Below are 20,331 nucleotides of genomic sequence, written 5' to 3' on the forward strand. Positions count from 1 at the left end.
AGCAATAAATACGCCAGATATGTAACCGTGTGATGGTGAGAATTGAGCGATTATCTTTTATGTTTTATGCACCTTAATGGAAAGATTTCCCCATTTTGGGGCATAGAACTAAATTTTTTTCGCTGTGTGGACAATAAGATTGTTCGACAATGGAACATTATCGGTTTTTTGAGGTGATTTTCTGCTATAGAGTTGGTTAGAATAACTAAAGCACTGGGCGCTAATTAAGCTAACCTTGGTTAATAATACATCTGGTGTTTGAAAAGTGGCGATTTTATGAGCGAAAGGGCAGGTTATGCGATTTTTTTGTTGCATCATAGGCCCACTCTACCTAGAATGCGCTGCACTTGATGCTGGCATAGCTCAGTTGGTAGAGCAACTGACTTGTAATCAGTAGGTCCCGAGTTCGACTCTTGGTGCCGGCACCATTCAAGTACTAAAATTAGGTGGGGTTCCCGAGCGGCCAAAGGGAGCAGACTGTAAATCTGCCGTCATCGACTTCGAAGGTTCGAATCCTTCCCCCACCACCATATTTAACCTTGAGTCTCAGGGTGATTCAGAAGATCGAACCCCAATCAACACTCAAGGCGAGAGCAACGCTCTCGATGAAGAGTGAAGTGGCCAGGCCCTTCCTTTCAAGTTTCTGCAGATTAAGTCAGGTAGCCGAGTTCTAAGATGCGGGCATCGTATAATGGCTATTACCTCAGCCTTCCAAGCTGATGATGTGGGTTCGATTCCCACTGCCCGCTCCAAGATGTGCTGATATGGCTCAGTTGGTAGAGCGCACCCTTGGTAAGGGTGAGGTCGGCAGTTCGAATCTGCCTATCAGCACCACTTCTCATTCTCTCGTCCCCTGATTTTCTTTCTGTGTTATGGATTCAGCAAGCATGCGCTTGGTTGATGTGGTGAAACCACCGATTCCGTGTCTTAGAGGGACAATCGATGTCTAAAGAAAAGTTTGAACGTACAAAACCGCACGTTAATGTGGGTACTATCGGCCACGTTGACCATGGTAAAACTACCCTAACTGCTGCAATCACCACCGTTCTGGCTAAAACCTACGGCGGGAGTGCTCGTGCATTCGACCAGATTGACAACGCTCCGGAAGAGAAGGCGCGTGGTATCACCATCAACACGTCTCATGTTGAATATGACACCCCGTCTCGTCACTATGCGCATGTTGACTGCCCAGGGCACGCCGACTACGTTAAAAACATGATCACCGGTGCTGCTCAGATGGACGGCGCTATTCTGGTTGTTGCCGCAACTGATGGCCCTATGCCACAGACTCGTGAGCACATCTTGTTGGGTCGTCAGGTTGGCGTTCCTTACATCATTGTATTCATGAATAAATGTGACATGGTTGATGATGAAGAGCTGCTGGAGCTGGTAGAGATGGAAGTGCGTGATCTTCTGTCTACCTACGATTTCCCAGGCGATGATACGCCGGTTGTTCGTGGTTCAGCGCTGAAAGCATTGGAAGGCGAACCTGAATGGGAAGCGAAAATTATCGAACTGGCTGGCTACCTGGATTCTTACATCCCTGAACCAGAGCGTGCTATTGATAAGCCATTCCTATTGCCAATCGAAGACGTATTCTCTATCTCTGGCCGTGGTACGGTTGTAACCGGTCGTGTAGAGCGTGGTATTGTCAAAGTAGGTGAAGAGGTCGAAATTGTTGGCCTGAAAGATACGGTTAAATCTACGTGTACTGGCGTTGAAATGTTCCGCAAACTGCTGGACGAAGGCCGTGCTGGTGAGAACGTTGGCGTACTGCTGCGTGGTATCAAGCGTGAAGATATCGAACGTGGTCAGGTTTTGGCTAAACCGGGCTCCATCAAGCCACACACCAAATTTGAATCAGAAGTTTATATTCTGAGCAAAGATGAAGGTGGTCGTCATACTCCGTTCTTCAAAGGCTACCGTCCTCAGTTCTACTTCCGTACAACTGACGTAACCGGTACTATTGAATTGCCAGAAGGCGTTGAGATGGTCATGCCAGGTGATAACATCCAAATGATTGTTAACCTGATTGCGCCTATCGCAATGGATGACGGTCTGCGCTTCGCGATTCGTGAAGGTGGTCGTACCGTTGGTGCTGGTGTTGTTGCGAAAGTCATTGAATAAGATTTGACGCGACATGCGATAAAAGGGCATCATTTGATGCCCTTTTTATACGTTGTCATACTAGAACCTATCTCATCAGCGGTTTTTTCATCATAATTACTGGTGAGATGGGCTCTGGAAGTACGGCGAATAGTGTTGAGTGGTGCCGATTAGAGAGTTTCTAGAGCATCCTTCGGCTTGGTTTGCTTTGCGGTGCGAAGCAAAGTTGTTTGTTCTGAATCATAGTGACAGGTTGGTTTATGAGTGCGAATACCGAGGCTCCAGGGAGCGGACGCGGCCTGGAAACGGCTAAATGGCTAATCGTTGCTGTATTATTAGTTGCCGCTATTGTTGGTAATTATTATTACCGTGATTTCAGCCTGCCGCTGCGCGCGTTGGCAGTTGTAGTAATTATCGCTGTTGCCGGTGCTGTTGCGCTGATGACGGCAAAAGGTAAAGCCACTGTTGCGTTTGCTCGTGAAGCACGCACGGAAGTGCGTAAAGTGATTTGGCCTACCCGTCAGGAAACTCTGCATACAACGTTAATCGTTGCTGCGGTAACTGCTGTAATGTCACTGATTCTATGGGGGCTGGATGGTATTCTGGTCCGCTTGGTATCATTTATTACTGGCCTGAGGTTCTAAGATGTCTGAAGCACCAAAAAAGCGTTGGTACGTCGTTCAGGCGTTTTCCGGTTTTGAAGGCCGCGTAGCTCAATCGCTGCGTGAGCATATCAAGTTAAATAACATGGAAGAGCTGTTTGGCGAAGTCATGGTCCCAACGGAAGAAGTCGTCGAAATTCGTGGCGGTCAACGTCGTAAAAGTGAACGTAAATTCTTCCCTGGCTATGTACTGGTTCAGATGGTGATGGAAGATGCCAGCTGGCACTTAGTGCGTAGCGTGCCACGTGTAATGGGCTTTATCGGTGGTACATCCGATCGCCCTGCACCAATCAGTGATAAAGAAGTTGATGCGATTATGAATCGCCTTCAACAAGTGGGTGATAAACCACGTCCTAAAACACTGTTTGAGCCAGGTGAACTGGTACGTGTCAGCGATGGTCCGTTTGCAGACTTTAACGGTGTCGTTGAAGAAGTGGACTACGAAAAAAGTCGCTTGAAAGTGTCTGTTTCCATCTTTGGCCGTGCAACACCGGTCGAACTGGATTTCAGTCAGGTAGAAAAAGGCTGATTCATTTTTCACCATCGGTTGAAACTTGAGTCTTGTCTTAGGCGTGAAATTACACTATAATTTCGCGCCTTTTGTTTTTAGATGTCTTGCTTTTTGTCATGCGTGGCAATTTATTTCATAGTAAATAATAGCGAGACAAAACACGGGGAGCCTCGAACGCGAGGCGATACTACCCAAATCGAGGAAATCGTAAATGGCTAAGAAAGTACAAGCCTATGTCAAGCTGCAAGTTGCAGCTGGTATGGCGAACCCAAGTCCACCAGTTGGCCCAGCATTGGGTCAGCAGGGTGTTAACATCATGGAATTCTGTAAAGCGTTCAATGCTAAGACTGAAAGCATTGAAAAAGGCCTGCCGATCCCTGTTGTTATTACTGTTTATTCTGATCGCTCTTTCACCTTCGTTACTAAAACCCCGCCAGCAGCAGTTCTGCTGAAAAAAGCGGCAGGTATTAAGTCTGGTTCCGGCAAGCCGAACAAAGACAAAGTAGGGACTGTGACCAGTGCTCAGGTCCGTGAAATCGCAGAAACCAAAGCTGCGGATATGACTGGTGCTTCAATTGACGACATGATGCGTTCAATTGAAGGTACTGCTCGTTCCATGGGCCTGGTAGTGGAGGGTTAATAGATGGCTAAGCTGACCAAGCGCATGCGCGTGATCCGTGACAAAGTTGATGTTACTAAGCAATACGATATCAACGAAGCTGTTGCCCTGCTGAAAGAGCTGGCTACTGCTAAATTCGTAGAAAGCGTGGACGTTGCCGTTAACCTCGGCATCGATGCACGTAAATCTGACCAGAACGTTCGTGGCGCAACTGTGTTGCCACATGGTACTGGCCGTTCAGTTCGTGTTGCTGTTTTCGCTCAGGGTGCAAACGCTGAAGCTGCGAAAGAAGCAGGCGCTGAATTGGTAGGTATGGAAGATCTGGCTGATCAAATCAAGAAAGGCGAAATGAACTTCGACGTTGTTATTGCTTCCCCGGATGCAATGCGCGTTGTAGGTCAATTAGGCCAAATCTTGGGCCCACGTGGCCTGATGCCAAACCCTAAAGTGGGTACTGTTACTCCTAACGTTGCTGAAGCAGTTAAGAATGCTAAAGCAGGTCAGGTTCGTTATCGCAACGACAAAAACGGTATTATCCACACGACCATTGGTAAAGTTGATTTTGACTCAGAAAAGTTGAAAGAAAACTTAGAATCTCTGGTTGTTGCGCTGAAGCGTGCTAAACCTGCTACAGCGAAAGGCGTTTATATCAAGAAAATCAGCCTGTCCACCACCATGGGCGCCGGCGTTGCGATTGATCAAAGCGGCCTGTCAGCAGTAGTGAGCTAATCACTATTTGCTTTTATCGCTTTACGTGGGCGTAAGGTTTGTCTAGAATCTTACGCCCATGCTTCTGTTGATGGCTTATTTGTTAATGACAAATGCTCAATTGGCAGAAAACAGAATTTTCGGTTGGAGCTTGGCCTTATCCAAGCCTCCGTCCAAGACCGCAGGTGTGTTGCGAAACACTTAATTTCCTGCGTAGACGGTGACAGAACCTGAAGAAATTTTTTCTTTCTTTATTTGTTTATAAAGAATGATAAAGAATCGTCTTTGCTGGATTCTGCTCACCGTGTTTCAACGCCCGTTCACTGCAATTTTGTTGTGGATTGGGTGACGTGAGTTCCGGGGAATTAATCCCCGGTTAATCCAGGAGCAAGAACTAATGGCACTAAATCTTCAAGGCAAACAAGCGATTGTTGCTGAAGTTAAAGAAGTAGCCAAAGGTGCGCTGTCTGCGGTTGTTGCGGATTCTCGTGGCGTTACCGTTGATAAAATGACTGAACTGCGTAAAGCAGGTCGTGAAGCTGGCGTTCACATGCAAGTTGTTCGTAACACCTTGCTGCGTCGCATTGTTGAAGGCACTCCATTCGAATGCCTGAAAGACACGTTTGTTGGTCCAACCTTGATTGCATTCTCTTCAGAACACCCGGGCGCAGCTGCTCGTCTGTTCAAAGCATTTGCTAAAGATAATGCAAAATTCGAGGTTAAAGCAGCAGCCTTTGAAGGCGAGTTAATCCCTGCGGCTCAGATCGACCGCCTGGCAACTCTGCCAACCTACGAAGAAGCAATCGCACGTCTGATGGGAACCATGAAAGAAGCCGCTGCCGGCAAATTGGTTCGTACATTGGCTGCGCTGCGTGACCAGAAAGAAGCTGAAGCGGCTTAATTTGCCCTCACTTTTTCAGTCATTGCTTTTTAACGTATAAACTATTTCTGTATTTTAGGAACACTTGTTATGTCAACTATCACTAAAGACCAAATTCTTGAAGGCGTTGCAGCTCTGTCTGTAATGGAAATCGTTGAACTGATCTCTGCTATGGAAGAGAAATTCGGCGTTTCAGCTGCTGCTGTTGCTGCAGGTCCTGCTGCTGCTGCTGAAGCTGTAGAAGAACAAACTGAATTCAACGTTGTTCTGGCTTCATTCGGCGAGAACAAAGTTGCAGTAATCAAAGCTGTTCGCGGCGCAACTGGCTTGGGCTTGAAAGAAGCTAAAGACCTGGTTGAATCTGCACCAGCAGTTCTGAAAGAAGGCGTGAACAAAGACGAAGCTGAAACTCTGAAAAAATCTCTGGAAGAAGCCGGTGCTTCTGTTGAGATCAAGTAAGTTAAGCTTTGAGTTTGCAGCCTAACTTATAGGCTGATGGCTGGTGACTTTTTAGTCATCAGCCTTTTTGCGCTGTAGGGCGTTAGTCGCATTTCACACTGTTTAGCGGCTAACTAACCCCTAATATTCCTTTCTATTGACGACTTAATATACTGCGTTCTCAGCTACGACCCACTCGGGTAGCTCGGTAGTCAAAGTAACGCGATGAAATGGTTTAAGAGTGATAGAAAAGAGTATTCCGAGAAGTGCTTCGACTTCTCATTCTAAATAATAGTGTTGCATGACCTGTCCTAGTTTAGGGCAGACAGAGTGGGTCGACTTTTCAGCGAGCTGAGGAACCCTATGGTTTACTCCTATACCGAGAAAAAACGTATTCGTAAGGATTTTGGTAAACGTCCACAAGTTTTGGACATACCTTATCTCCTTTCTATCCAACTTGACTCGTTCCAGAAGTTTATCGAGCAAGATCCCGAAGGACAGCACGGCCTGGAAGCAGCATTCCGTTCTGTGTTTCCAATCCAGAGCTACAGCGGCAATTCGGAGCTGCAATACGTTAGCTACCGTCTTGGTGAGCCAGTATTTGACGTCAAAGAGTGCCAAATCCGTGGTGTGACTTATTCTGCACCGCTGCGCGTTAAACTGCGCCTGGTAATCTATGAGCGTGAGGCTCCGGAAGGTACGGTCAAAGACATCAAAGAACAAGAAGTCTACATGGGTGAAATTCCACTCATGACCGAAAACGGTACCTTTGTCATTAACGGTACTGAGAGGGTTATCGTATCTCAGCTGCACCGTAGTCCTGGCGTATTCTTTGACAGCGATAAGGGTAAAACCCATTCCTCGGGTAAAGTGCTGTATAACGCACGTATCATCCCTTACCGCGGTTCATGGTTAGATTTCGAGTTTGACCCGAAAGATAACCTGTTCGTCCGTATTGACCGTCGTCGTAAATTGCCTGCAACCATCATTCTGCGTGCATTGAATTTCACCACAACACAGATCCTTGATCTGTTCTTTGACAAAGTGGTCTTTGAGATTCGTGACAACAAGCTGCAGATGGAATTGGTTCCAGAGCGTCTGCGCGGTGAAACGGCATCCTTTGATATTGAAGCGAATGGCAAAGTTTACGTCGAGAAAGCGCGTCGTATTACTGCACGTCATATTCGCCAGCTTGAAAAAGACGGTATTGATCGCATCGAAGTTCCGGTTGAATACATTGCCGGTAAAGTGGTCGCAAAAGACTACATTGATGAGAACACCGGTGAGCTAATCTGTGCAGCCAATATGGAGCTGTCACTGGATTTACTGGCGAAGTTGAGCCAGTCTGGTCACAAGCAAATCGAAACATTATTCACCAACGACCTGGATCACGGTGCTTATATCTCCGAGACCCTGCGTGTTGACCCAACCAGCGATCGTCTGAGCGCTTTGGTTGAGATCTACCGCATGATGCGTCCTGGTGAGCCACCAACACGTGAAGCAGCTGAAAATCTGTTTGAGAATCTGTTCTTCTCTGAAGACCGCTACGATTTGTCTGCGGTTGGCCGGATGAAGTTCAACCGTTCTCTGTTGCGTGACGAGATCGAAGGTTCCGGTATCCTGAGCAAAGAAGACATCACAGAAGTGATGAAGAAGCTCATCGATATCCGTAACGGTAAAGGCGAAGTGGATGATATCGACCACTTAGGCAACCGTCGTATTCGTTCCGTTGGTGAAATGGCTGAAAACCAGTTCCGTGTAGGTCTGGTTCGTGTTGAGCGTGCCGTTAAAGAGCGTTTGTCTCTGGGCGACCTCGACACACTGATGCCTCAGGACATGATCAACGCTAAGCCTATCTCGGCTGCGGTGAAAGAGTTCTTTGGTTCCAGCCAGTTGTCACAATTTATGGACCAGAACAACCCGTTGTCTGAGATTACGCATAAACGCCGTATCTCTGCATTGGGCCCGGGCGGTTTGACCCGTGAACGTGCTGGCTTTGAAGTTCGAGACGTACACCCGACTCACTACGGTCGCGTATGTCCAATCGAAACGCCAGAAGGTCCAAACATCGGTCTGATCAACTCCTTGTCCGTGTACGCACAGACCAATGAGTATGGTTTCCTGGAAACACCTTATCGTCGCGTACGTGATGGTGTGGTGACCGATGAAATTAACTATCTGTCTGCTATTGAAGAAGGCAACTTCGTTATCGCTCAGGCGAACTCCAACCTGGACGAAGACGGCCGCTTCATTGAAGACTTAGTCACTTGTCGTAGCAAAGGCGAATCAAGCCTGTTCAGCCGCGATCAAGTTGACTACATGGACGTTTCCACTCAACAGGTGGTGTCCGTTGGTGCTTCTCTGATTCCATTCTTGGAACACGATGACGCCAACCGCGCCTTGATGGGTGCGAACATGCAACGTCAGGCGGTTCCTACTCTGCGTGCAGATAAGCCGTTAGTGGGTACCGGTATGGAACGTGCGGTAGCGGTTGACTCAGGGGTAACCTCTGTAGCTAAACGTGGCGGTACTGTTCAGTATGTAGATGCATCTCGTATCGTGATTAAAGTTAACGAAGACGAAATGTATCCGGGCGAAGCAGGTATTGATATTTATAACCTGACCAAATACACCCGTTCTAACCAGAACACCTGTATCAATCAGATGCCGTGTGTGAATCTGGGTGAGCCAATCGAGCGCGGTGACGTGCTGGCAGATGGCCCATCGACAGACCTGGGCGAACTGGCATTGGGTCAGAACATGCGTGTAGCGTCCATGCCTTGGAACGGCTACAACTTCGAAGACTCCATCTTGGTCTCCGAGCGCGTGGTGCAAGAAGATCGTTTCACTACCATTCACATTCAAGAACTGGCCTGTGTGTCTCGTGACACCAAGCTGGGGCCAGAAGAGATCACTGCTGATATCCCGAACGTCGGTGAAGCTGCGCTCTCCAAACTGGATGAATCCGGTATCGTATATATCGGTGCTGAAGTGACTGGCGGTGACATTCTGGTGGGTAAGGTGACACCTAAAGGTGAAACCCAGCTGACGCCAGAAGAGAAACTGTTACGTGCGATCTTTGGTGAGAAAGCGTCTGATGTTAAAGATTCTTCTCTGCGTGTACCAAACGGTGTTTCCGGTACGGTTATCGACGTACAAGTCTTTACTCGCGATGGCGTAGAAAAAGACAAACGTGCGTTAGAAATCGAAGAGATGCAACTGAAGCAGGCCAAGAAAGACCTGACTGAAGAATTGCAGATTCTGGAAGCTGGCCTGTTTGCACGTATCCACGCAGTACTGGTTTCTGGTGGCATCGAAGCTGACAAGCTGAGCAAATTACCACGTGATCGCTGGCTGGAACTTGGCCTGACCGACGAAGACAAGCAAAACCAGCTGGAACAGTTGGCAGAGCAGTACGACGAAATGAAATCCGAATTCGAGAAGAAGATGGATGCCAAGCGTCGTAAGATCACCCAAGGTGATGATTTGGCACCAGGCGTGCTGAAGATCGTCAAGGTGTATCTGGCTGTTAAACGTCAGATTCAACCGGGTGACAAGATGGCTGGTCGTCACGGTAACAAAGGTGTTATCTCCAAGATTAACCCGATCGAAGATATGCCTTACGATGAAAACGGTACGCCGGTAGACATCGTTCTGAACCCGCTGGGCGTACCATCGCGTATGAACATCGGTCAGATTTTGGAAACCCATTTAGGGATGGCAGCGAAAGGCATCGGCGAGAAAATCAACGCCATGCTGAAGAAGCAGGAAGAAGTTGCCAAACTGCGTGAGTTTATCCAGAAAGCCTACGATCTGGGCGACAACGTTTGTCAGAAAGTTGATCTGAGCACTTTCACCGATGACGAAGTATTGCGTCTGGCTGAGAACCTGAAAAAAGGTATGCCAATCGCAACACCAGTGTTCGATGGTGCGACAGAGAAAGAAATCAAGGAACTGTTACAGCTGGGTGGCCTGCCAACTTCTGGTCAGATTACTCTGTTTGACGGCCGTACCGGTGAGCAGTTCGAGCGCCAGGTTACTGTCGGCTACATGTATATGCTGAAACTGAACCACTTGGTTGATGACAAGATGCATGCGCGTTCTACCGGTTCTTACAGCCTGGTTACTCAGCAGCCGCTGGGTGGTAAGGCTCAGTTCGGTGGTCAGCGCTTCGGTGAGATGGAAGTGTGGGCGTTGGAAGCTTATGGCGCCGCGTACACATTGCAGGAAATGCTTACCGTCAAGTCCGACGATGTAAACGGCCGTACCAAGATGTACAAAAACATCGTGGATGGCGATCACCGTATGGAACCAGGTATGCCGGAGTCCTTCAACGTATTGTTGAAAGAAATCCGCTCGCTGGGCATCAATATCGAGCTGGAAGAAGAGTAATTCTTCTCCAGACGGCAGACTTTGACAGCCGGGAGTCTGCTGGTGGTTCGTACTGGTCACAGGGGCGCTCAAACTTAGGTTTTTACATGCTTAGGTTTGAGCGCCTATCAGGTCTAACTCCGACAGGAGCCAATCCGTGAAAGACTTATTAAAGTTTCTGAAAGCGCAAACTAAGACCGAAGAGTTTGATGCGATCAAAATTGCTCTGGCATCGCCAGACATGATCCGTTCATGGTCGTTCGGCGAAGTTAAAAAGCCGGAAACCATTAACTACCGTACGTTCAAACCAGAACGTGACGGCCTTTTCTGCGCCCGTATCTTTGGCCCAGTAAAAGATTACGAATGCCTGTGCGGTAAGTACAAGCGTTTGAAACACCGCGGTGTTATTTGTGAGAAATGCGGCGTTGAAGTGACTCAAACCAAAGTACGCCGTGAGCGTATGGGTCACATCGAGCTAGCTTCTCCAACTGCGCACATCTGGTTCCTGAAATCGTTGCCATCTCGCATCGGTTTACTGCTGGATATGCCATTACGTGACATCGAACGTGTACTGTACTTCGAATCCTATGTGGTTATTGAAGGCGGTATGACCAACCTGGAACGTCGTCAGATCCTGACTGAAGAGCAGTATCTGGACGCGTTGGAAGAGTTTGGTGATGAGTTCGACGCGAAAATGGGCGCCGAAGCTATTCAGGCCCTGTTGAAAAACATGGATCTGGAAGCTGAGTGCGAGATCCTGCGTGAAGAATTGAACGAAACAAATTCTGAAACCAAGCGTAAGAAGCTGACCAAGCGTATCAAGCTGCTGGAAGCGTTCGTACAGTCTGGCAACAAGCCAGAGTGGATGATCCTGACTGTGTTGCCTGTGTTGCCGCCAGACTTGCGTCCATTGGTACCGTTGGATGGTGGTCGTTTTGCGACTTCTGATCTGAACGATTTGTATCGTCGTGTGATCAACCGTAACAACCGTCTGAAACGCCTGCTGGACTTGGCTGCTCCTGACATCATCGTGCGCAACGAAAAGCGTATGCTGCAAGAAGCAGTGGATGCATTGCTGGATAACGGCCGTCGTGGTCGTGCGATTACCGGCTCTAACAAGCGTCCGTTGAAGTCACTGGCTGACATGATCAAAGGTAAGCAAGGTCGTTTCCGTCAGAACTTGCTGGGTAAACGAGTTGACTACTCTGGTCGTTCGGTAATCACCGTTGGTCCATACCTGCGTCTGCATCAGTGCGGTCTGCCAAAGAAAATGGCTCTTGAGCTGTTCAAGCCGTTCATCTACGGCAAGCTAGAATTGCGTGGTCTTGCTACCACCATTAAAGCTGCTAAGAAGATGGTTGAGCGTGAAGAAGCCGTTGTTTGGGATATCTTGGATGAAGTTATCCGCGAACACCCAGTACTGCTGAACCGTGCACCAACCCTTCACCGCTTGGGTATCCAGGCGTTTGAACCGGTTCTGATCGAAGGTAAAGCCATCCAGTTGCATCCACTGGTTTGTGCGGCATATAACGCCGACTTCGATGGTGACCAAATGGCTGTTCACGTACCGCTGACACTGGAAGCTCAGTTAGAAGCGCGTGCGTTGATGATGTCTACCAACAACATCCTGTCACCAGCGAACGGCGAGCCAATCATCGTTCCTTCTCAGGACGTTGTATTGGGCTTGTATTATATGACCCGTGACTGTGTTAACGCCAAAGGCGAAGGCATGGTACTGACTGGCCCGAAAGAAGCTGAGCGTATTTATCGCGCTGGTCTGGCATCTCTGCATGCCCGCGTAAAAGTGCGTATTACTGAAGAAATTCGTAATACCGAAGGCGAAAGCATTACGCGTACCAGCATCATTGATACCACAGTAGGCCGTGCTATTTTGTGGATGATCGTCCCACAAGGCTTGCCTTACTCTATCGTGAACCAGCCGCTGGGTAAAAAAGCTATCTCCAAGATGCTGAACACTTGTTACCGCATCTTGGGCTTGAAGCCAACGGTTATCTTTGCTGACCAGATCATGTACACCGGTTTTGCTTACGCAGCCCGTTCAGGTGCCTCTGTAGGTATCGATGACATGGTTATCCCAGAAGCGAAAGCAGGGATCATCGAAGAAGCTGAAACTGAAGTTGCCGAGATCCAGGAGCAGTTCCAATCCGGTCTGGTAACAGCAGGCGAACGTTATAACAAAGTGATCGATATCTGGGCCGCGGCTAACGAACGTGTTGCTAAGGCGATGATGGATAACTTGTCAGTAGAAGATGTTGTCAACCGTGACGGCGTTGTCGAACAGCAAGTGTCATTCAACAGCATCTTTATGATGGCCGACTCCGGTGCGCGTGGTTCTGCTGCACAGATTCGTCAGCTGGCAGGGATGCGTGGCCTGATGGCTAAGCCAGATGGTTCGATCATTGAAACGCCAATCACCGCGAACTTCCGTGAAGGTTTGAACGTACTTCAGTACTTCATCTCAACCCACGGTGCGCGTAAAGGTTTGGCGGATACCGCATTGAAAACTGCGAACTCCGGTTACCTGACCCGTCGTTTGGTTGACGTGGCACAGGATCTGGTCGTAACCGAAGACGATTGTGGTACCCATAACGGTATCGTGATGACCCCGGTTATCGAAGGTGGTGATGTTAAAGAGCCACTGCGTGACCGCGTTCTGGGTCGAGTGACCGCTGAAGAAGTTATCAAGCCGGGTACGGCTGATATTCTGGTTCCGCGTAACACCCTGTTGGACGAAAAATGGTGTGATCTGTTAGAAGAAAACTCCGTCGACAGCGTTAAAGTTCGTTCAGTAGTAAGCTGTGAAACTGACTTTGGTGTGTGTGCAAACTGCTATGGTCGCGACCTGGCACGTGGTCACATCATCAACAAAGGTGAAGCGGTCGGTGTTATTGCAGCACAGTCCATCGGTGAGCCGGGTACCCAGCTTACGATGCGTACGTTCCACATCGGTGGTGCGGCATCTCGTGCGGCAGCAGAGTCTAGCATTCAGGTTAAGAACAAAGGCAGCTTGAAACTAAGCAACGTCAAGTTCGTTACCAATGCAGCGGGCAAGCTGGTGATTACTTCTCGTAATACTGAGCTGAAGCTGATCGACGAATTCGGCCGTACTAAAGAAAGCTACAAAGTGCCTTACGGTGCGGTAATGGCTAAAGGCGATGGCGCAGAAGTCCAGGGCGGCGAAACCGTTGCTAACTGGGATCCGCACATCATGCCAGTTGTCACCGAAGTGAGCGGTTTCATCCGCTTCGCGGACATGGTTGACGGCCAGACCATTACCCGCCAGACCGACGAACTGACTGGTTTGTCTTCTCTGGTAGTACTGGACAGCGCAGAGCGTACCGGTAGCGGTAAAGACCTGCGTCCGGCACTGAAAATCGTTGATGCCAAAGGCGACGATGTATTGATCCCAGGTACTGATATGCCTGCTCAATACTTCCTGCCAGGTAAAGCGATTGTTCAGCTGGAAGACGGTATTCAAATTGGTGCGGGTGATACCCTGGCGCGTATTCCGCAGGAATCAAGCGGTACCAAGGATATTACCGGTGGTCTGCCACGTGTTGCTGACTTGTTCGAAGCACGTCGTCCGAAAGAGCCTGCAATCCTGGCTGAAATCAGCGGGATCATCTCGTTCGGTAAAGAGACCAAAGGCAAGCGTCGTCTGGTGATTTCACCGTTAGATGGTAGCGATGCATACGAAGAGATGATTCCGAAATGGCGTCAGCTCAACGTGTTCGAAGGTGAAATTGTAGAACGCGGTGACGTGGTATCCGACGGCCCAGAATCTCCACATGACATTCTGCGTCTGCGTGGCGTTCACGCGGTTACCCGTTACATCACCAACGAAGTGCAGGAAGTTTACCGTCTGCAAGGCGTTAAGATTAACGATAAACACATCGAAGTTATCGTTCGTCAGATGTTGCGTAAAGGCACCATCGTTGACTCAGGTAGCACTGACTTCCTGGAAGGCGAGCAGGCAGAAATGTCTCGCGTTAAAATCGCTAACCGTAAGCTGGCAGCTGAAGGCAAAATCGAGGCTACGTTTACACGTGACCTGCTGGGTATCACCAAGGCATCCTTGGCGACCGAGTCCTTTATCTCTGCGGCTTCGTTCCAGGAAACCACGCGCGTTCTTACTGAAGCGGCAGTTGCCGGTAAACGTGATGAACTGCGTGGCCTGAAAGAAAACGTCATCGTGGGCCGTCTGATCCCAGCCGGTACCGGTTACGCTTATCATCAGGATCGTATGCGCCGTAAAGCACAGGGTGAAGCACCAGTGGTTCCGCAAGTCAGCGCGGATGAAGCGACTGCTAACCTGGCTGAATTGCTCAACGCCGGTTTTGGTAACAACAAAGGCTAATCTCTTTGTTCGCCACCAAAGTCAAAACCGCTCCTTTCGGGGCGGTTTTTTTTGCTTATTTTTCAGGATGAAAAGAGGAGTTTATTGAAGAGAACGCCCGAAATGATTATCCCAATCTTTCCACACCGGCTGTAACCCAGCCAGCGTCAATGCTTGAGCGACCTGTGCTGGAGTGCGATTATCATGCGGGGCAAATTGCTCAAGCTCTGGATGGTCATCGGCATATCCGCCCGGCTGAGTTTTCGAACCGGCGCTGACATTATTTATTGCCAGCGGAATGACATTATCGCGGAAGAAAGGCGATTCACGGGTCGAGAGCGACAGTTCCACATTCGGTGCAAACAGACGGAAAGCACAAATCAATTGCAGCAATTGTGACTCGCTCATCAGAGAGGCAGGTTCAATTCCTCCGGCACATGGCCGTAACCGCGGAAACGAGATGGAATAGCGGCTCTGCCAGTAAGTTTGTTGCAAATAAAACAGATGTTCTGCCAGCATGTAGCAGTCAGTGCGCCAACTGTTCGACAAGCCAATCAAAGCACCTAATCCGATCTTATCGATCCCGGCACGGCCCAGACGATCAGGCGTTGCCAGTCGCCAGTGAAAATCCTGTTTATGGCCGCGCAAGTGATGGCGCTGATAAGTTGCTGGATGATAGGTTTCTTGATAAACCATCACGCCATCCAATCCCAGTGTTTTGAGCTCTGCATATTCTTCTTCTGCTAATGGCTGAACTTCCATCATCAGCGAGCTGAATTGGCTGCGGATAGTCGGCAAATGACGTCGGAAATAATCCATTCCCACTTTTGCCTGGTGCTCACCAGTGACCAGTAGCAAATGCTCGAAACCCAGTGCCTTGATAGCGGCACACTCGCGGATGATTTCAGTTTTGTTCAATGTCTTGCGTTTGATGCGATTACTCATTGAAAAACCACAATAAGTACAATCATTGGCGCACAGATTAGAAAGGTAGAGCGGCACATAAAAACTGACCGTATTGCCAAAGCGCTGGCGAGTCAGTTGTCGGGCTTTCTGTGCCATCGGCTCCAGAAAAGCCAGTGCGGCGGGAGAAATAAGTGCCATTAAATCATTACGATTCGGTTTAGCAGCATTAATCGCTCGCTCAACATCTGCGGCGGTTTTGCTGTTGATGCGCAGAGAAATATCATCCCAATCCAATTGCTGCCAGCGCTGATTGAAGTCTTCAGACATGATTTTCTTCCTCAAGCTGGCTAAGGAATCCGGTCAGCGGGCTGGTGGCAATGGCCTTGTCAAACTGTCGATTACCCAGCCCCGCCTGACGCGCCAACTCGCCAGACTCCACCGCTAAGCGAAATGCATGAGCCATTTGCACGGGTGAGTGAGCAACAGCTATTGCAGTATTCACCAGAACAGCATCTGCGCCGAGTTCTATGGCCTCAAGTGCATGACTCGGTGCACCAATCCCGGCATCAACCACCACCGGAACTTTGGCCTGTTCGATAATGATTTGCAGAAAGTCGCGGGTGCGTAATCCTAGATTGGAACCAATAGGCGCACCCAATGGCATAACCGCCGCACAGCCGACTTCTTCCAGCCGTTTGCATAATACCGGGTCCGCGCCGCAGTAAGGTAAAACCACAAATCCTTCTTTCACCAGTATTTCAGCGGCTTTCAGGGTTTCTATTGGGTCGGGCAGTAAATACTTCACATCGGGATGAATTTCCAGTTTTACCCAGTGGGTGCCCAGTGCTTCGCGAGCCAGGCGGGCGGCAAACACCGCTTCTTCGGCGGTTTTCGCGCCGGATGTGTTCGGCAGTAAGCGCACCCCCAACTGGCGCAACGGGGCCAGAATGGCATCATTACCGGCCCGCAAGTCAACCCGCTTCATCGCCATGGTAATCAGTTGTGAACCCGAAGCGCGTAGTGCTTCCAGCATCAATTCAGCCGTGGCAAATTTGCCGGTGCCAGTCAATAAACGTGAGGTAAAGGTAGTATCGGCGATTTTCAGCATGTCAGCCTCCGGCAATGGCTTGGAATAGTAAAATGTTATCGCCCTCGCGCAACTGACATGTTTCCCAATCAGTGCGGGGGATGATGACCTGATTAATCGCCAGCGCGGTACCCGGCTGGTGGCGGTTCAGTTGTTGGAGCAGCATTTCGGCGGTGATAGCAATTTCTACCTCAAGCGGCTGATCATTGAGCATAATTTGCATATGAGTTGTGGTCACAATCCACCTCCGCAAGCTGGGCAGTGCTTCGCCCGCGTGAGTTGTAAGGTGCTCCAACTCTGTTGCTTACCATCAAATAGGCGCAATTTTCCACTGAGCGGAGAAGTGAGGCCGGCCAACATTTTAATGGCCTCCAGTGCTTGCAAGGTGCCGATGACACCGACCACCGGCCCCAATATACCGGCAGTACGGCAGTTACGTTGGGGCAGGTCTTTGTCGGGATAAAGACAAGCATAGCAACCTTGGGAATAGGGCGGTTCAATCACTAACAACTGCCCGCTCAACCCCACTGCGCTGCCGCTAATGAGCGGTTTTTGTGCTTTAATACAGGCGGCATTTACCTGATGTCGCGTCTCCATATTGTCACTGCAATCGAGCACTAAATTAACTCCAGCGACAGCATCAGCCAGCGCTTGGTCGGCTAGCCGCGTTTCCAACGCGATAATCTCAATCAGTGGGTTAAGACTTTGCAGATGACGGTGGGCTAACCGCGCTTTAGTTTGCTTAGTGGAAAATTTTGGGTCGAGATCCGTGGTGCGATACAGGATTTGGCGCTGCAAATTTGTCAGTTCCAGCGGGTCATCGTCGGCCAATAATAATTTTCCAACACCGGCAGCTGCCAGATAGAGCGCTGCTGGGGAGCCCAACCCCCCGAGACCGACAACTAATACACTGGCACTTTTCAGTTTCAATTGGCCCTCAGGGCCAATATCTTCCAGCAATAACTGGCGGCTGTAGCGCAAGAATTCACTATCACTCAACTCATGCGTGTTGATCATCCGCCCGCTCCTTGCCCTCAATGAGATGCAGTAATTGCGCAGTGACCTGCTGCCAGTTATCGGCCTGAGTAATGGCGCTGACCACCGCCACACTACCGACGCCAGTTGCTAATACCGCGGGGACGCGCTCAACACTGATGCCGCCAATAGCGACTGTCGGGTAATCCGGGGTGTTGTCGACCATCTGTTTAAGCACCGCCAGCCCTTGTGGGGAGGATGGCATCTGCTTGGTTTGGGTCGGGAAAATATGCCCCATTGCAATGTAAGAAGGGCGGACAGCTTTGGCTATCGCCAGTTCGTGTTCATCGTGGGTGGAGACCCCAAGCCGTAATCCGGCCTGCTGAATTGCCGCCAAATCAGTGGTTTCCAGATCTTCCTGCCCCAGATGCACCCCGTAAGCGCCATGTTTAATCGCCAACCGCCAGTAATCATTGATAAATAACCGCGCCTGATAGCGTTTACCTAATTGAATGGCGGTAGCAATATCTTGTTCTACCTGCGCATCCTCTAACGCCTTGATACGCAATTGGATGGTGGTCACGCCTGCCGCAAGCAGGCGCTCTATCCACAGCACGGAATCGACCACCGGATACAGACCAAGGCGCTGTTTGGTGGCGGGGAAACCTTTCTCAGCAGAAAATAAAGCATGATTAGACGGGCTCATTATTCGCCTCCACTTTCAGACTGGCGGGGGCGTGATGTGATTTATTGATATATAACTCACTACCACGGGAGCGGAACTCAGCTGACATTTGCTCCATACCGGATTGCAAAACTTCGATAGGTTGGGCTGCTGTTCCTTGTGACGCTGCCAGTTCTTGCTTCGCGGCATAATCGCGCACTTCCTGCGAAATTTTCATTGAGCAGAATTTCGGCCCACACATGGAGCAGAAATGCGCCACTTTGCCGGATTCTTGTGGCAGGGTTTCATCGTGGTAAGCACGCGCGGTTTCGGGGTCGAGAGCCAAATTGAATTGATCTTCCCAACGGAATTCAAAACGTGCTTTTGACATGGCGTTGTCGCGGATTTGCGCACCGGGGTGGCCTTTTGCTAAATCAGCAGCATGAGCAGCAATTTTATAAGTAATAAGTCCTTGTTTTACATCTTCTTTATTAGGTAAGCCAAGGTGCTCTTTGGGCGTGACATAACACAGCATGGCGCAGCCAAACCAGCCAATCATCGCCGCACCTATGCCGGAGGTGAAATGGTCATAGCCGGGGGCAATGTCGGTGGTCAAGGGGCCTAAGGTATAAAATGGCGCTTCGTGGCAATGCTCCAATTCTTCAGTCATATTGCGGCGAATCATTTGCATTGGCACATGCCCAGGGCCTTCAATCATCACCTGCACATCATATTCCCAGGCAATTTTGGTCAATTCGCCCAAGGTATGCAGCTCAGCGAATTGGGCTTCATCATTGGCATCCTGAATGGAGCCAGGGCGCAGGCCATCACCCAGTGATAATGAAACATCATAAGTCGCGCAGATCTGGCAGATTTCGCGGAAATGCTGATACAGGAAATTCTCCTGATGATGGGAAAGACACCATTTCGCCATAATCGACCCACCACGGGAGACGATACCGGTCAGGCGTTTGGCGGTCATCGGCACATAACGCAGCAACACACCGGCATGAATAGTAAAGTAATCAACCCCTTGTTCGGCCTGTTCTAGCAAGGTGTCGCGGAACATTTCCCAGGTGAGGTTCTCCGCCACGCCATTCACTTTTTCCAGCGCCTGATAGATAGGGACAGTGCCAATGGGGACTGGGCTATTACGCAGTATCCATTCACGGGTTTCATGAATATAGCGGCCAGTGGACAAATCCATCACGGTGTCAGCCCCCCAGCGGGTCGACCACACCAGTTTTTCCACTTCTTCCTCAATGGAGGAGGTCACGGCAGAATTGCCGATGTTGGCGTTCACTTTCACCAAAAAGTTACGGCCAATAATCATCGGCTCAGATTCGGGGTGGTTAATATTCGCGGGGATGATAGCTCGACCGGCGGCGACTTCCTGTCGGACAAACTCTGCGGTGATATTGTCGGGCAGATGCGCGCCAAATGTTTGCCCCGGATGCTGCTGGCGTAATATTTCACTGTGAATACGTTCACGGCCCATATTTTCCCGCAGGGCGATAAACTCCATTTCTGGGGTGATTTTACCGGCTCGGGCGTAATGCAACTGGGTCACACATTGGCCCGCAAGGGCTTTTTTCGGACGCGGCAGATGCTCAAAACGCAAATGGTCCAAACCCTCATCGGCCAAGCGCTGTTGGGTAAAGCCGGAACTGACCGAGCTGAGCGCGGCAGTATCCTGACGATCGGCTATCCAGTTCTCGCGCAGTTTGGGTAAACCGGCATGCACATCCAGCTTAGCGCTGGGATCGCCATAAGGGCCGGAGGTGTCATACACCGGGATAGCTTCATTTTCTTCATAGTGAGGTGAGTCCTTACCGCCCCCGATCAATGTTGGGCTGAGTTGGATCTCGCGCATGGGAACTTGAATATCGGGCCGTGAGCCTTGCAGATAAATTCGTTGTGAATTAGGGAAGGTAACCCCTTGCAGGGTATCAATAAACTGCTGGGCTTCTTCACGTTGTGCCTTGCGCGGGCGTGATGGGTTTTTAGTGGTGACATTATTAGACATAGCAATTCCTACCAATGTGGT

At 49.7% G+C, this 20,331-nt stretch carries 15 protein-coding genes and 4 tRNA genes; 13 read left to right on the forward strand and 6 right to left on the reverse strand.

Annotation, left to right across the window (positions count from 1 at the left end):
• The first annotated feature begins 352 nt into the window (after nt 1–352).
• The 13 genes from DX162_RS10815 (at nt 353) to rpoC (ending at nt 14,673) form a co-directional block, all read left to right on the forward strand.
• Nucleotides 353–428 (forward strand) — tRNA-Thr (locus tag DX162_RS10815).
• A gap of 17 nt (nt 429–445) precedes the next feature.
• Nucleotides 446–530, forward strand: a tRNA-Tyr gene (locus DX162_RS10820).
• A 147-nt stretch (nt 531–677) separates the two neighbouring features.
• Nucleotides 678–752, forward strand: a tRNA-Gly gene (locus tag DX162_RS10825).
• Nucleotides 753–758: 6 nt separating this feature from the next.
• Nucleotides 759–834: transfer RNA gene (locus DX162_RS10830), tRNA-Thr, on the forward strand.
• 108 nt (nt 835–942) lie between these two features.
• On the forward strand, nt 943–2,127 hold the full coding sequence (gene tuf, locus DX162_RS10835) for an elongation factor Tu (RefSeq protein ID WP_004393380.1): 1,185 nt from the start codon (nt 943–945) through the stop codon (nt 2,125–2,127).
• A gap of 239 nt (nt 2,128–2,366) precedes the next feature.
• A complete protein-coding gene (gene secE / locus DX162_RS10840; RefSeq protein WP_004704671.1) occupies nt 2,367–2,750 on the forward strand; it encodes a preprotein translocase subunit SecE in 384 nt (127 codons plus the stop codon).
• A gap of 1 nt (nt 2,751) precedes the next feature.
• Nucleotides 2,752–3,297: a transcription termination/antitermination protein NusG gene (nusG, locus tag DX162_RS10845; RefSeq protein WP_004393383.1), complete on the forward strand. Its 546-nt coding sequence runs from the start codon at nt 2,752–2,754 to the stop codon at nt 3,295–3,297.
• A 193-nt stretch (nt 3,298–3,490) separates the two neighbouring features.
• Complete coding sequence (gene rplK / locus DX162_RS10850; RefSeq protein WP_004393384.1) at nt 3,491–3,919, forward strand: 50S ribosomal protein L11; 429 nt, start codon at nt 3,491–3,493, stop codon at nt 3,917–3,919.
• Between the two features lie 3 nt (nt 3,920–3,922).
• The gene (gene rplA, locus DX162_RS10855) at nt 3,923–4,627 is read left to right on the forward strand and encodes a 50S ribosomal protein L1 (protein ID WP_004393385.1); all 705 of its coding nucleotides are present in this window, start codon (nt 3,923–3,925) and stop codon (nt 4,625–4,627) included.
• A gap of 376 nt (nt 4,628–5,003) precedes the next feature.
• Nucleotides 5,004–5,507 (forward strand): 50S ribosomal protein L10, encoded by a 504-nt coding sequence (gene rplJ, locus DX162_RS10860; protein ID WP_004393386.1) that lies wholly within the window; start codon nt 5,004–5,006, stop codon nt 5,505–5,507.
• Between the two features lie 69 nt (nt 5,508–5,576).
• Nucleotides 5,577–5,945: a 50S ribosomal protein L7/L12 gene (gene rplL, locus DX162_RS10865; RefSeq protein WP_004393387.1), complete on the forward strand. Its 369-nt coding sequence runs from the start codon at nt 5,577–5,579 to the stop codon at nt 5,943–5,945.
• A 342-nt stretch (nt 5,946–6,287) separates the two neighbouring features.
• Complete coding sequence (rpoB, locus tag DX162_RS10870; protein ID WP_115155861.1) at nt 6,288–10,316, forward strand: DNA-directed RNA polymerase subunit beta; 4,029 nt, start codon at nt 6,288–6,290, stop codon at nt 10,314–10,316.
• A gap of 136 nt (nt 10,317–10,452) precedes the next feature.
• Complete coding sequence (gene rpoC, locus DX162_RS10875) at nt 10,453–14,673, forward strand: DNA-directed RNA polymerase subunit beta' (protein WP_004393389.1); 4,221 nt, start codon at nt 10,453–10,455, stop codon at nt 14,671–14,673.
• An 81-nt stretch (nt 14,674–14,754) separates the two neighbouring features.
• Here rpoC and thiH read toward each other — a convergent pair whose 3' ends face one another.
• Genes thiH through thiC form a run of 6 tightly spaced genes read right to left on the reverse strand, consistent with a single transcriptional unit; the run spans nt 14,755 to nt 20,310 of the window.
• Nucleotides 14,755–15,885 carry a 2-iminoacetate synthase ThiH gene (gene thiH, locus DX162_RS10880; protein WP_032821179.1) on the reverse strand — a complete coding sequence of 377 codons (1,131 nt, stop codon included), beginning with the start codon at nt 15,883–15,885 and terminating at the stop codon, nt 14,755–14,757.
• Nucleotides 15,878–16,666, reverse strand: a complete 789-nt coding sequence (locus DX162_RS10885; protein ID WP_004393391.1) for a thiazole synthase — start codon at nt 16,664–16,666, stop codon at nt 15,878–15,880. Before DX162_RS10885 ends, thiH begins: the two co-directional genes overlap by 8 nt.
• A gap of 1 nt (nt 16,667) precedes the next feature.
• Nucleotides 16,668–16,859 (reverse strand): sulfur carrier protein ThiS, encoded by a 192-nt coding sequence (thiS, locus tag DX162_RS10890; protein WP_172460442.1) that lies wholly within the window; start codon nt 16,857–16,859, stop codon nt 16,668–16,670.
• A 20-nt stretch (nt 16,860–16,879) separates the two neighbouring features.
• Complete coding sequence (locus DX162_RS10895) at nt 16,880–17,662, reverse strand: HesA/MoeB/ThiF family protein (protein ID WP_032821181.1); 783 nt, start codon at nt 17,660–17,662, stop codon at nt 16,880–16,882.
• Entirely contained in the window at nt 17,646–18,326 is a 681-nt protein-coding gene (thiE, locus tag DX162_RS10900) for a thiamine phosphate synthase (protein WP_032821182.1), read from the reverse strand. The genes DX162_RS10895 and thiE overlap by 17 nt, the downstream gene beginning before the upstream one ends.
• On the reverse strand, nt 18,313–20,310 hold the full coding sequence (gene thiC, locus DX162_RS10905) for a phosphomethylpyrimidine synthase ThiC (protein ID WP_032821183.1): 1,998 nt from the start codon (nt 20,308–20,310) through the stop codon (nt 18,313–18,315). The genes thiE and thiC overlap by 14 nt, the downstream gene beginning before the upstream one ends.
• Nucleotides 20,311–20,331 lie beyond the last annotated feature (21 nt).

This window comes from Yersinia kristensenii (assembly GCF_900460525.1).
Classification (GTDB): Bacteria; Pseudomonadota; Gammaproteobacteria; order Enterobacterales; family Enterobacteriaceae; genus Yersinia; species Yersinia kristensenii.